Raw genomic sequence first — 12,872 nt, 5'->3', positions numbered from 1 at the left:
TATAGAAACTATGATGGGACAACATTCAACACAACCGGAAAAGAAAACTTGCCCCCATCTTGGGGAAAAATACCAACCATTTGTCAACCCACAACTTGACGATCCATATTCGTTTTATAAAGTTGCAAGACAAGAAGAGCCGCTATTTCATAGCCCATTATTAAACGGCTATGTTCTGACTAGCTATGATGAAATCTTAAAGGTACTTAAAGACCCAGCAAGATTTTCTTCAATGGATACTCTTGCTCCGGTGATCAAATTCACGCCTCAAACAGTTGAAGCCCTCAAGCAAGGTGTCCCCAAAGTTCGTGATTTGGTGAATAGTGACGGCGAAGATCACAAACGCTTGCGTGCTCCTTTCATGAGAGTATTTGCACCAGAGCGGATTGAGGCAATGGAAGGACCAATTCACACTATTGCTAACAGATTGGTAGACAATTTTGTTAATGATGGTCACGCCGACATCATACGGCAATTTTCCTATCCACTGCCGCTTGAAGCCATCCTCACCATGTATGGTATTCCTTCAGACAGGATGAAAGATCTTAAGAAGTGGTGCTATGACATGGATGAGTTGCTGTCAACGCCAATGACGCCAGAACGTCAGTTAGAATGCGCTCAAAGTTTTGTGTCAATGCAGCACTACGTTGTTAGTCTCATTGAGGAGCGACGGAAATCACCTCAAGACGATCTCATTAGCAATGTGCTGTCCTCTGACCTGAACATGGTAGAGTTAGTCAGTATTTTATGTGGGTTAGTACAAGCAGGACATAAGACGAGTTCTCATCTAATTGGGAATGCATTAAAACACTTGCTAGAGCAGCCTCATTTATGGCAAACTATTTGTGATAATCCTGCACTCATTCCTGTTGCTCTTGAAGAGATACTAAGGTATGATGCTCCTGTCACATCAATGACTCGCACAACTACCCAAGAAGTTGAGCTAGCGGGAGTCATGCTGCCCAAGGGTACTCGAATCTATTTGATATATGGCTCTGCCAATCGGGATGAAACTAAATACAGCAATGCTGATAGTGTTGATTTAGAACGCTTTAAAGAGGTTACCCCCAACCATCTAGCGTTTGGTCATGGAACCCATCGTTGCATTGGTTCGCACTTTGCTCGTCGGGAAGCAAGGATTGGGCTGGAGATCTTATCTAAGAGATTGCCAAATCTGCGACTGCGTCCCAATCAAGAACTAACCCACTCTCCAAATATGATATTCCGTGGTTACTCACACCTAAAGGTGGAGTGGGATGTCGTGTGACAGGTTGAGTCAACCCGTCCATAAAAAGCTTTGGTAACGTAGCCTGCTTACAGTACCTATGTGCCACTGAATTGAAGCCATTCAGTAAAAACTGAGCTTCAAAATGTTCATTCATATGTAGTTTCAAGGAGAAACACAACAATGAGTACACCTCCAATTTTAAAACTTGGTTCTGTCGATGCATCTGTCTCACAACTGCAAAATGATTTGTCTGCAAAGGGATATCTCGACGCGACTGCAGTTAACGGCATATTTGATCAAGCAACCGAAGAAGCAGTCAAAAAATTTCAACAGGACAACGACCTAACAGTGGATGGTGTTGTTGGACCTCAAACTGGTCAAAAATTAGGTGGTGGTCCTCCTGCATAAAACTCACAAGTCTCCCCTATAGAAAAGTAGGAAGGATGAAAGTTAAAGAATCACAAATCTATATTTCTTTTTGGACTTCATACTTCTTACTTATTTTTGAAATCTCAATTTCACACAATAGTTGATTTTGTCACTCATTCAGGAGAAATAGAACAATGGGTATGCCTCCAACCTTAAGTCGTGGTTCCACAGGTGATTTTGTACAAGGACTGCAACGTGACCTTTCTGCAAAGGGATATCTTGACACCAGTGCAGTTAGTGGCACATTTGATCAAGCCACTGAAGAAGCAGTTAAAGCATTTCAACAGGACAATGGCTTAACACCAGATGGAGTTGTCGGACCGCAAACAGGTCAAAAATTAGGTGGTCCTCCTGTCTAACCTAAACTCGTATAACTTAAATTATGATAACAACGCGGGTTGACGACTCAACCCGTGTTGTATAGTGTTTTACTTTAAAGAGATGGAGAGTTAAAAATGAGTACCCTTGAGAAAACTTCTGAATCTAATTTGTTAGAAAAACCACCATCTTCTGGAATGAATAGCATTCAGAGTGAGGCTTTTAAACGCAGTCTTCTGTGGCATGGTATTTTGTTCTGTACCTTAGGATTTATCCTTGGCTTGTTGATCCCTTTGTATGCCAATCCACGTGCGGGGCTAGCAGCCCATGCACTTTCAATCACACAGGGAATGTTCTTAGCAATCATCGGTTTATCTTATCCATACCTCAAGTTACCACTGTGGATTGCTAGAGCAAGTTTTTGGTCGTTTCTCATCAGTGCTTATATTGGTGTGATTGGTCAGATTCTGGCAGCAGCATTTGCTTTAGTGAGGATTTTTCCGATGACAGGACAGGGACTTCCCGAAGGTCCTGCGTGGTTGGAGACCGCTGTCGAAATACCTACCAAACTCATGACCACTTTTCTCCTTTTAGCCTGTTTTGTGATTCTCTATGGCTTAAGGCAAACTAAAAGTGGTTCCGCTTCACCAGAAGAATCTATTTAGTCATTGCCATGTCATAGCACAATAATAGACTTCTGCGAAAATTAGATTTGAACTCAAGCAAAATAAGGAGTTACGTCTTATTTTCAAAGATATCTATTATTTTTAGACACTGGTTTAGGGAGAATTAAATGAAGTTTTTATCTTCGTTAATTACTATGATCTGATTGGGTACTACTTTAACTTATAGTATTGAAGCCAGACAATCAAAACTTAGCCAAAATCAGCCAAAATGTCATATTCCCCAGATTCGGTCGAATATCTAACCTCTCCTGAGACCACATCTATGAATCTTCCCTTTTCGGAAGCAGTACGTGTTGGTAACATGCTTTACCTCTCAGGGGTTATCGGAAACATCCCTGGGAAAAAGCAGCTTGTCACTGGTGGAATAAAAGCTGAGACAAAGCAAACTATGGACAATATTAAACGTATTATTGAGAGACATGGTTCATCAATTGACCGAATTATTCAATGCAAGGTAATGCTTGCGGATATACAAGAGTGGGACCCTATGAACGAGGTTTATCTTAGTTATTTCTCACCGTCACGATTGCCTGCAAGAAGTGCCTTAGCCGCAACCGGTTTAGCTTTAAATGCACGAGTGGAAATGGAATGTATAGCGACACTCACTCCTATGATAGAAAGTTAAATTACCAGAATTGTCAAGCGAAGTATTAGTCAGGAGAGGGTAAACACAAACCATGAATCAGTCAAGCACAAGAAACCAACCGAAAAGTTCAACAAACATCTTCCAAGATAAAAATTTTTACATCATAAATCTTGTGACAGTGGTGGGAATTTTAGGGGGAACCCTCTATAACCCCGCACTACCAACCATACAAGACAAAATTTTTCATGTTACACCAGAGGAAGCTTCATGGATCTCGACACTTTTCCAGTTGCCCGGTGCGGTTATTACTCCAATATTTGGAATTTTAGCTGACGTTTTAGGCAGAAAGCAAGTCCTGATTCCTTCGCTGCTGGTGTTTGCCCTTGGTGCTGGGTTAAGCGGCTGGGCATCTAATTTCACGACCAATGTAACACAGCAATTTAGAATCCATTTAGGAGGGCGATTTGTACAGGGTGTTGGTGCTGCTAGCTTAGAACCGCTACAACTTACCGTTCTTAGCGATCTTTACCAAGGCAGAAAACTAGGCGCTGCAATGGCATTTAATGCCGCTTTGATTGGTATGAGTGGGGCACTTTTTCCGCTTATTGGTGGGATATTAGGCCAGATTAACTGGCAATATACGTTTTTACCAGGATTGGTTGCCATTCCAATAGCATTTTTGGTACTGGTGACACTAAGATTACCAAGAAGACCACAGAACACAGAGAAATTTCAACTCAAATCTTATCTACAAAGCACTTGGAACAGCATAAACAATCGTCACGTACTAGGGCTGTTGTTCGCAGTTATGTCTCTGTTCTTGCTGCAAACTTTATGTTTAACTTATATTCCATTCTTGGCGACAAAGAACTTCCAAACAACAGATTTGCAAAATGGGATTATCCTGACGAGTATGTCAATTGCGCTGGCGTTATTCGCTGCTCAATTGGGACGCTTGACTCAGAGTCTCTCGGAAATTAAACTCATCAAACTTTCTTTTATTCTCTTTGCAGTTGCGCTGTTGATTCTTCCTATTATTCCTAACTTTTGGTTGATATTCATCCCAATGATTTTATTGGGTGCTGCTCAAGGTATCGCTCTTCCATCTTCCCAAGCACTGTTAGGAGGACTTTCTGCACAAGATTCTCGGGCAGGATTTATGGCGGTAAATACCTCAATTATGTCATGGGGACAAACACTTGGTCCGTTTCTTGGAAGTTTAGCCATCACATTTTGGGGACTACCAGCAGTCTTTTACTCCAGCGCCGTTTTTGCCGTTATTTCATTTGCAGTTTTCAATTATTTCCTAACAACTAAAATATTCAATTTCACTGCAAAAACCGTACAGGTCGAGCTTCCTGTAAACACCGATGAAACAACTTTAATTCCACCACAACCTGCATCTCCAACAAATATACAAACATCTATTGCACAGCTATTACATGTCCAAACTAACAGAGTCTTTGAATTGCCGGATAATTTTCAGGTCATTAATATCGGCAAGTCCAGCAATCGCATTATTCCCGAAGTGGATCTTTCAGATTTACCTAGTTCTGAACTTGTCTCACGTGTTCATGCCCAGATTCGTTTTGACGGAAACGAATACTATATCCAAGATCTGAACAGTTCAAACGGCACTTACATTAACAATTATCCAGTCATACCAGGTGTTTGGTACAAGTTAAAACCAGGTATTCGCATTGATATTGGGCGGCGAGACACGATAACATTCATGTTTGCGCTTGATGAGTAGCTATTATCGGTGCTCACAAGACTTTGATTTGTATTTATCAAATAGTATTCGTGTTTGCCGATGGAAATCAGGCATTCGTTTTAGTTTGGGTTAGTTCATCAAAATAGACGAACAGGTTTGGAATTAAGACGCTCAGCAATAGGTTTTAGCTGCTTAATTAAAGAAATCATATTTTTATAGTCAGGGGGTTCTGCATTTGGTACATATCCAACGTCTTGAACTATATTAGGAGGAGCATCTTTCATATAATTACGAATCAACTGTTGACGATTTATTTCGACATTCGGCCCAATCAAAACAGAACCAGATGGAACATTTTGAGAATCAGTGAATAATATACGAAATTTTGCTGCACCTAATTTCGTTTTATAAAAATTGTATTCTGTTGACGAAATGGCACCAGCCGCAGCCTTTCCTTGTGCCACCAATTCAAGCACTGTTTTTGGTGTAGGAGCAGATAAAATCTCTGTCAATGTGAAACCGGAAAGATTACGCAATGGGAAATAATATCCAGTGGCGGAACCTGGTTGACCTAAGGCAATTGTCTTACCCTGTAAATCTTTTAATTTTTGTAGAGGACTGTCTTCGCGTACAACAAATATTGCTTGTGGATAGTCCTGGTTTTCAAGACTGAAAATTGGTGAATATTGATAGTTAGCACTTGCAATTGCAGCCAAACCTGGAGGAGCAAAAACTAATGACCAAGCACCACGCTGAATGCGCTCAAGGGCTATGTTTTCATTCAAAGTTGGCTCTAATTGAATAATTGCTTTCGTCTTAGCACCCAAATATTCACGGAAGCGAACAAATCGTTCTAGCGTTTGTTTTCCATCTCCATAGCTAATCATGCCAATTACTAACTCAAGTTCTTGATTTGATGTTTTTTCTGCTGCACAAGCGGTGAACAGAAGCAATGTCTGTAAAAGAAATAAACGTCGGGAAAGTTGAGATGACATCAAAGGTTTTTAGCAAAGATTTTTGGGATACTTTGTTATTATCTAATAATATTAAGCATTAAATCATTTTTCTACAAAAATGTTATAATGATATAAAAAATAAAAAATTTTGATTCAGCAATAAAAACCATGAAAATACAAAATAAGGTTAATCTCATCTTAATAATAGTTTTTATTATTGGTATTTTTGGTAGTGGAATAATTTTAGAAAATGTATTTAAAAAAAATGCAGAGAATGAGGTAAGTTCTCAAGCCGAGATTCTCATGCAAATTGTCAACTCAGTTAGAAAGTATACTAACGACCGTGTACAACCTTTACTATTACCGCAGTTAGATACTCAACAGCAGTTCATTGCAGAATCCATACCATCTTATTCCGTTAGAGAGGTGTTTGAACTTTTCCGTAAAAATAAAGAATACGAAAAATTTGTCTACAAAGACGCTACACTGAATCCAACAAATTTGCGAGATAAAGCTGACGAATTTGAAACTAAAATCGTTGAAGATTTTATTCAAAAGCCGGATTCAAAACCCCGACATGATTTCCGAACCTTCTCTGGAGAAAAACGATTTTATATCGCCCGACCTTTTAAAATAGAACAACAGACTTGTTTGCGCTGTCATAACACTCCTGAAGAAGCTCCAAAAAGTCAAATAGCAACCTACGGACAAGAGCATGGTTTTGGATGGAAGCTCAATCAAATTGTTGCAGCACAAATAGTTTATGTTCCAGCTTCAAGTATTTTGAGCAAAGCTCGTAGCTCATGGGTTCAGATGATGGGAGTTGTAGCGATTATTTTTACAGTTATCCTTATTGTCGTAAATCAGTTGTTGAAAAAGACTGTACTACTGCGTATTAAAAAAATTGCTAATGTGGCAGAACAAGTTAGCGTTGGTGATATGAATGCCAATTTTGAAAAACAATCTAAAGATGAAGTCGGAGATTTAGCAGAAGCGTTCAATCGAATGAAGTACAGTTTAGAAATGGCTATGAATATGTTAAATAAAAATCGTAATTAGCCGTCTGAAATTGCGCTCAGCCGCAGACATCAAAAACCTTTTTAGCTGAGTAGCTTCTGCTATTTTCTACAGAAGTCTATTGACTGAGCATACGCCGCTCAAACTCTAAAGCTTGTTTGGTTTCGGGAATGTTCTTCGCTAATTTACTGATAAACTCCGTTAAGGAAATCTGCGGGTGAGATTGTAGAATATCTTTCACGACAAATTTAGCAATTGGACCAATTGAATAAGCCAACTCACGCTCGCATTTGGTAATAAAGTTGGCATCAATACCGGGAAGGAAATTTAGCTGGGATTGTTTGGTTGCTGAAACACGAACATCAGAATTAGAACGAGAAAAAGACTTCTGCGTTTGTGAATGCTCTGGTGAAGATAAGGAAGGAATTCGAGAAGGTGGATTGGAGAATAAATTTTCGTTGTGTTGCCATTTGAAGTCAGGCTTGTTCAGCAACACGCAAGCATCATCTTCCTGTTTGTTTTTCTCATTTTCAGTTTCTTTTGGCTTCTGCAAATCTTGAAAAATCGTGGCAATATTACCAGGTAAAATATCTATAACTGCTTGTGTACCTGATAGCCAAACATGCAGATTAATACCTTTACTTTGGAAAAAGGTTTGTAATTGAGCAATCCATTTAACAATTGATAAGCCAGCTTGCGAATTTGCTGCAACAAGGGTTTCTAGAAGCGTTTGAGAAAATAACTCTGGTTGCTTAGCCAGTGTTGCAGCAGCTATTAAACATTGTCCATACTCTGTGTCACATTGCAAATCTTCTATCCAATTCTCCACAGAAGTAGCTTCAGAAGAATCTGAAATAATGAAATCTAAGATAATGATTTGTTGAGTTTTTTGAGCACGGCGCAATTCTTGTCTTAAGGAAGAACGACTCAAGCGTGTTCCATCACTCAAAACTAACCAGGCTTCTTCGTGTTCAATTTCTTCGATGCGCCCGCGCAAATATAATAAGCATGTTGGTATATTGACGATTTTAGACAGTAAAAAAGGTTTTATTTCTGAATGATTATGCCAACGAGTCAATTCTTGAATAGTTCTCCGTATCTCTGACAAACTTTTACCTTGTCCTGGAAGATACTCAACTTCAAAACCGCCAGCACCAGCAAATAATCGACTCAACTCAATAGTTGTTTTGCTGTTAGAAAGTCCATCGAGTACAACCGCACGTCGCTGCTTGTAAGATTCAACTTTTGTTGGCTTGAATCCAACAATTAATTCTCCTACTCCTTCTACAATTCGTTTAGGTGTTTGCTGAGGATATTCTGGATATAATTGACGCTCTCCACGGTTGAGTTTTTGTTGATTAATCAAACGCAGTTGCTGATTTAATTTATCTATATATTGCTGGGTCTTGCGGTAAACATATTTGTAAAGTCCGTCTGCTTCAATCATTCCAGATGAATCAGCAGCCTCACCCAAAATTCCCCGCATTAAATAGTAAGTGAATACTCCATGTCCTAATTCCGGAAACTCCCAAGACTTTTGTCCTTGATCACAAGATAGCAAGGCACAAAATCCCTTACTTTGAGCAGCACGTTGTCTCAAGGCATTCATCATTACTTGCGTTGTAGGAGTGAGTGAAGTATTAGGGACATCTCCATCTCTGGCGGTACCACGGTTTCCCCCCAACAACTTCAAGTCACCGCTATGACAGGTATCTAAACAAAGTAACTGTTGATTAGCGGAACTAGTCCCTAACATCTGCAACAGATTTTGCATACCTAAGCCTGTACCCAGCAAGTTATCTTTATGGGTATCTGCCAAACACAGGACAGACTGCTGAGTATTAGGCTCTAACATTCCATGCCCTGAGAAATATAACAGGATGGTATCCTGGGATTTCGATTGTGAAACAATTTTTTGCAGGCTCCCACGAATCTTTTGCAAGGTAGGAGCTTGTGCTGCAAAATCGTGATGAACAATCACTTCTTTATTAGGAAATCCCTGGGTGGCTTTGCTAAGCGCTTCTCCTAACCCTTGGCAATCTAACGCTGGGTAGCGCAAAGAAGGCAAGGTTTGATCTTGGTATTCGTTAACGCCTACCAAGAGAATCCAAAGCTTGGCTTCTCCTGTTTTCAATATAGTAGTTGAGTCACTAGAACCACTAGAACTAATACCGAGGGGGCACATAATTACTACTTAATCCTAAAAAGAACTACGATAATTTTCTATAAGTCTGTTGAGTAAATCCTTATGAACTTGAGTTTTTCACTTCAGCAAATTGTTTTACTTTCGTCTAATCTAGCAAATTGATTGCGTTAAAGCACTCAAAGGAAAATTGATTTTCCACTCCTTTGCTAACTAAGGCACTTGAGCGTCATAACATCCACAACCTTTGCCCAGCCCAGATGACTGAGTTTAAGTACTTATTATATTTTTATACAGTTATTAACGAATAATCTTTAAGGGTCTTACTTTTTGGTTAGCCTTCAATATTAAATACGCTTTTCCTCCGAAAATCAAATACTTTTACCTATATATTTAGTCACTGTGATTTTGATCAATTACGCCAATATTTACAAAACTTAATGACGAAAACAACGAAAACAGAAAAGTTATTATTAATTGTTATAACAAAAGGAAAAAACGGACTGTTATACTATTTCACGAAATGTTTGATATAGGAACCTGGTTTGATTTGGTGAGTCCAGCGCTGCGGGAAGGTTTCCAACGCTAGATACCTACGGAGGCTACGCAGACTAACAGAAGATAAGGGATTTTCAACTCGCTAATACCACTATGATCTGAAAGTCTTTGTCCTTTATACTTCTCCATTCAGATGACCAAACTCATTGAATACGAACAAGCCAGTGACGAAGTGCGTGTCGTATATGACGACATCCGCGCCACTCGTAAGACTGATTACATTAACAATTTTTGGAAAGCGATCGCCAATCATCCCCCCACTCTACGGCGAACGTGGGAGACACTCAAAGAAGTGATGACTACTCCCGGCGAACTCGATCCGTTGATGCGCGAACTGATTTATATTGCGGTGAGTGTGACAAATGGTTGTGAGTACTGCATCGCCTCGCATACAGCAGGGGCATATGCAAAAGGCATGAGCGATGTTATGTTCGCCGAACTTATGGGGATTATTGCTACAGCAAATACAACCAATCGCCTTGCCAATGGCTACCAAATTCCAGTGGATGAGCAATTCAAGACGTAGAGGCTTATCCTCACAGCAATAATTCTTTCAATTGTTAGGAATTTTTCTCTCAAATCACAATGAAATAATCAGCTTTAAGTAAAAGGGAAAAGGCTAAAAGTCAAAAGATTTATATTTCCTTTTTTCTTTTTCCTTTTCCTTGCTTTACACCTGATGCTTACTTAATATTAGCTCTAGCATCCCTAACTGCAGCAACAAAAAATAATCCTGTCAGTGGAATACTTATTGCCAGGATAATTGCAGTTATTTCAGTACCCAAGTCTGGTTGTCCAGAACCGAGTTCAAACATTGAACCGACTGCGGCTATAGCCGTAATACAAGAACCAGCGAGAAATAAACCGCTTTTTGGAGTCATTATATTCATTAGCGGACCACCCTATCTATTGGTTTTACAGCCTGATGTGAAAATCCATGCTTAGATAGCTCTTGCGTCAAAGCTAAAGAGTTTTCTACACGATCTACAAATACCACGCCGTTGAGGTGATCCATTTCATGCTGGATGCATCGTCCAAGTAAATCTCCAGCTTTTAATGTCCGGGGACGCCCGTGTTCATCTTTATAAGAAATTTCTACAACTTGCGGACGCTTTACATCCATGTAAACCCCTGGAATACTCAAACATCCCTCTTGCGCCATACAAATTTCACGGCTAACCTTTGTGATCGTGGGATTGATTAAAACCAGTGGTGGGTTAGCTGGGTTATCTGGTTCGCAGTCGATGACAATGAGTTGTTTGTTAACTCCCACTTGAGGCGCAGCCAAACCAATGCCATCCTTGCTGTACATAGTTTGTAGCATTTCCCGTACCACTTGACGAATTTCCTCATCAACTTTAGATACGCGCTTAGTTGCTTGACGTAGAACGCGATCGCCTAAGTAATGAAGTTCTAATGGCGGATTTTGTAACTTTTTCTTTTCAACAGCGATTTCTATAGGCATGGTCTTGTAACTCAGTTGTGCTAACTAGGTTTTAATATATTGTCAGTTTTTTGATCTTAACAATTCCAGTCCCTTTCCTGAATTGGGTAAAACCCACCATTAACGGATGTAATGCCCATATCTGCTCTCAAGTTTATTTTGGTATAAGCTGGGCGATTGCACGCTCGGGCTGTCTCCCACCGGTACAAAAACTATTTACTCCTATGTAAAGACATACATCAGGGTGTATGAGTTTAATCCATTGAGTGACTTTTACTTATCTCAAGTAACAAATTATTTGTTACCTGACAGCGATATATTATATAAGATAAGTCAATCAAAAAAAGTTAACAAAAGTGGAACGCCCAATCAAGAAATCTGAGCGTCAGTCTTCTGAAGGCACTGACACCAAGTCAGAAAAATTGGATTCTATGCCGATTCCCCAACCCAGTCGCAAAAACTCAAAACAGAGTGATGACCGCTCTGAGGGTAGGGGCAGAAAAGCATCCTTTGGGGATGAATCAAGGCAACCGGTTAATCCGGCTTTGGCGCGTGGCCCCAAACCCGTTAAGCCGAAAGCTAATATCAAAACTGAGCCGGAAACCGAATTAGAACTTATTTCTGATGAGTCTCAAGATGAAAAAGTAGAATGATTAGGATAGTTCAAATAATGCCAGTTGAATAGCTTGGGATGTTTGGACATTATCAAGATTTGATAGTGAAATGCCCAGTAGCCGAATACTGCGATCGCTTAGTTCAATTGCTTCAAATAGTTCCCTTGCGACATAAGCGATAAGCCAGAAGCTTGACGCTAAGCGTATCGCACTCAATTATCTAATAAGAAAATGTACTTTTTATAAGGTATAATGTCTGATTCATAACTAAAAATTTATAATTATGCGATCGCAATGGGAATCTTTGCTGAAAAACCTCGGTGAATGGCAAGGTTCATTTACCCGTATCTCGCCTCAAGGTGAAATTCTAGAAGATACTCCCAGCGTAGTTTCCTTGGAAGGGTTAAACAACAACCAAACAATCCGCCAAACAATTCGCTTCCCTCAGGAAAATGAAAAAGCTTTTGAATACTCGTCCTTAGGACGTAGTGTGCTGTTTTTTGAAAATGGGGCGTTTTCTCAAGGTTCAACACAGCTTGGTCCATTTTCAGAATTTGGGGCAGAACTAGGTTTAATTTGGGAAAATCGTCGCTTACGTCTGGTTCAGTTATTTGACAAAAACCTCCAACTAGACAAACTCACCCTCATTCGAGAACATCTGGCTGGAACCCAACCAGTACAACGTCCATCTTTAACAGTAGATGACCTTTTGGGAGAATGGCAGGGTGAAGCAGTGACAATATATCCAGATTGGCGTTCACCCCAAACTAACTCCACTAAAATGCAGCTACAACTTGATGGTGCTGGGCGATTAACACAAAGCTTAACTTTTGGCGAACGCACAATCACTTCAACCGCGACTGTTAAAGACTCTATCATCCACTTCAACCAAGATCCTCAAAAGCAGATACAAGTCCTACTTCTACCTGATGGTGCTTCTGCAACCTCTTTACTCAAGTTGCAATTACGTCAACCACTTTTTCTTGAAGTCGGTTGGCTTATCCAACCAGACTTACGCCAACGAATGATTCGCAGCTACGACGACAAAGGTGAATGGGTTACGCTGACTTTGGTAACAGAACATAGAGTCAACAAGTAGGGGTATAGGGGTGTAGGGGAGCCAGTACTGTTCGCGCAGCGTGGCACTTTGTGCCATAGGAGGGTTTCCCGACAGAGGTA

General features: G+C 40.1%; 15 protein-coding genes. 10 read left to right on the top strand and 5 right to left on the bottom strand.

Annotation, left to right across the window (positions count from 1 at the left end):
- Positions 1-10 precede the first annotated feature (10 nt).
- From AC5590_RS15380 to AC5590_RS15355, 6 genes are all read left to right on the top strand, one after another.
- Positions 11-1,267 (top strand): cytochrome P450, encoded by a 1,257-nt coding sequence (locus tag AC5590_RS15380; RefSeq protein WP_169264469.1) that lies wholly within the window; start codon positions 11-13, stop codon positions 1,265-1,267.
- A gap of 141 nt (positions 1,268-1,408) precedes the next feature.
- A complete protein-coding gene (locus AC5590_RS15375) occupies positions 1,409-1,636 on the top strand; it encodes a peptidoglycan-binding domain-containing protein (protein ID WP_169264468.1) in 228 nt (75 codons plus the stop codon).
- Positions 1,637-1,791: 155 nt separating this feature from the next.
- A complete protein-coding gene (locus AC5590_RS15370; RefSeq protein WP_169264467.1) occupies positions 1,792-2,016 on the top strand; it encodes a peptidoglycan-binding domain-containing protein in 225 nt (74 codons plus the stop codon).
- A gap of 96 nt (positions 2,017-2,112) precedes the next feature.
- Positions 2,113-2,640, top strand: a complete 528-nt coding sequence (locus AC5590_RS15365) for a styrene oxide isomerase (protein ID WP_169264466.1) — start codon at positions 2,113-2,115, stop codon at positions 2,638-2,640.
- Between the two features lie 283 nt (positions 2,641-2,923).
- The gene (locus AC5590_RS15360) at positions 2,924-3,286 is read left to right on the top strand and encodes a RidA family protein (RefSeq protein WP_248277199.1); all 363 of its coding nucleotides are present in this window, start codon (positions 2,924-2,926) and stop codon (positions 3,284-3,286) included.
- Between the two features lie 52 nt (positions 3,287-3,338).
- The gene (locus tag AC5590_RS15355; protein ID WP_169264464.1) at positions 3,339-5,000 is read left to right on the top strand and encodes an MFS transporter; all 1,662 of its coding nucleotides are present in this window, start codon (positions 3,339-3,341) and stop codon (positions 4,998-5,000) included.
- A 98-nt stretch (positions 5,001-5,098) separates the two neighbouring features.
- Here AC5590_RS15355 and AC5590_RS15350 read toward each other — a convergent pair whose 3' ends face one another.
- Positions 5,099-5,956 carry a phosphate/phosphite/phosphonate ABC transporter substrate-binding protein gene (locus tag AC5590_RS15350; RefSeq protein ID WP_169264463.1) on the bottom strand — a complete coding sequence of 286 codons (858 nt, stop codon included), beginning with the start codon at positions 5,954-5,956 and terminating at the stop codon, positions 5,099-5,101.
- A gap of 129 nt (positions 5,957-6,085) precedes the next feature.
- On the opposite strand from AC5590_RS15350, the gene AC5590_RS15345 reads away from it, so the two are divergent.
- Positions 6,086-6,976 (top strand): c-type heme family protein, encoded by an 891-nt coding sequence (locus AC5590_RS15345; RefSeq protein ID WP_169264462.1) that lies wholly within the window; start codon positions 6,086-6,088, stop codon positions 6,974-6,976.
- 76 nt (positions 6,977-7,052) lie between these two features.
- Here the strand turns inward: AC5590_RS15345 and AC5590_RS15340 are convergent, their stop codons facing one another.
- The gene (locus tag AC5590_RS15340; RefSeq protein WP_169264461.1) at positions 7,053-9,119 is read right to left on the bottom strand and encodes a caspase family protein; all 2,067 of its coding nucleotides are present in this window, start codon (positions 9,117-9,119) and stop codon (positions 7,053-7,055) included.
- 649 nt (positions 9,120-9,768) lie between these two features.
- On the opposite strand from AC5590_RS15340, the gene AC5590_RS15335 reads away from it, so the two are divergent.
- Positions 9,769-10,161 (top strand): carboxymuconolactone decarboxylase family protein, encoded by a 393-nt coding sequence (locus AC5590_RS15335; RefSeq protein ID WP_169264460.1) that lies wholly within the window; start codon positions 9,769-9,771, stop codon positions 10,159-10,161.
- Between the two features lie 157 nt (positions 10,162-10,318).
- Here the strand turns inward: AC5590_RS15335 and AC5590_RS15330 are convergent, their stop codons facing one another.
- The gene (locus AC5590_RS15330; protein ID WP_169264503.1) at positions 10,319-10,516 is read right to left on the bottom strand and encodes a hypothetical protein; all 198 of its coding nucleotides are present in this window, start codon (positions 10,514-10,516) and stop codon (positions 10,319-10,321) included.
- Between the two features lie 8 nt (positions 10,517-10,524).
- Entirely contained in the window at positions 10,525-11,100 is a 576-nt protein-coding gene (gene def, locus AC5590_RS15325; protein WP_169264459.1) for a peptide deformylase, read from the bottom strand.
- Between the two features lie 335 nt (positions 11,101-11,435).
- Between def and AC5590_RS15320 the strand changes: the two genes are divergently transcribed.
- Complete coding sequence (locus AC5590_RS15320) at positions 11,436-11,732, top strand: hypothetical protein (RefSeq protein WP_169264458.1); 297 nt, start codon at positions 11,436-11,438, stop codon at positions 11,730-11,732.
- On the opposite strand, the gene AC5590_RS15315 is transcribed toward AC5590_RS15320, so the two are convergent.
- Positions 11,733-11,909 (bottom strand): DinB/UmuC family translesion DNA polymerase, encoded by a 177-nt coding sequence (locus tag AC5590_RS15315; protein ID WP_169264457.1) that lies wholly within the window; start codon positions 11,907-11,909, stop codon positions 11,733-11,735.
- A gap of 67 nt (positions 11,910-11,976) precedes the next feature.
- On the opposite strand from AC5590_RS15315, the gene AC5590_RS15310 reads away from it, so the two are divergent.
- Positions 11,977-12,792 (top strand): DUF3598 family protein, encoded by an 816-nt coding sequence (locus tag AC5590_RS15310; RefSeq protein WP_169264456.1) that lies wholly within the window; start codon positions 11,977-11,979, stop codon positions 12,790-12,792.
- Positions 12,793-12,872 lie beyond the last annotated feature (80 nt).

This window comes from Brasilonema octagenarum UFV-OR1 (genome assembly GCF_963888615.1).
Taxonomy (GTDB): Bacteria; Cyanobacteriota; Cyanobacteriia; order Cyanobacteriales; family Nostocaceae; genus Brasilonema; species Brasilonema sennae.
This window is presented reverse-complemented; position numbering and strand designations above follow the sequence as displayed.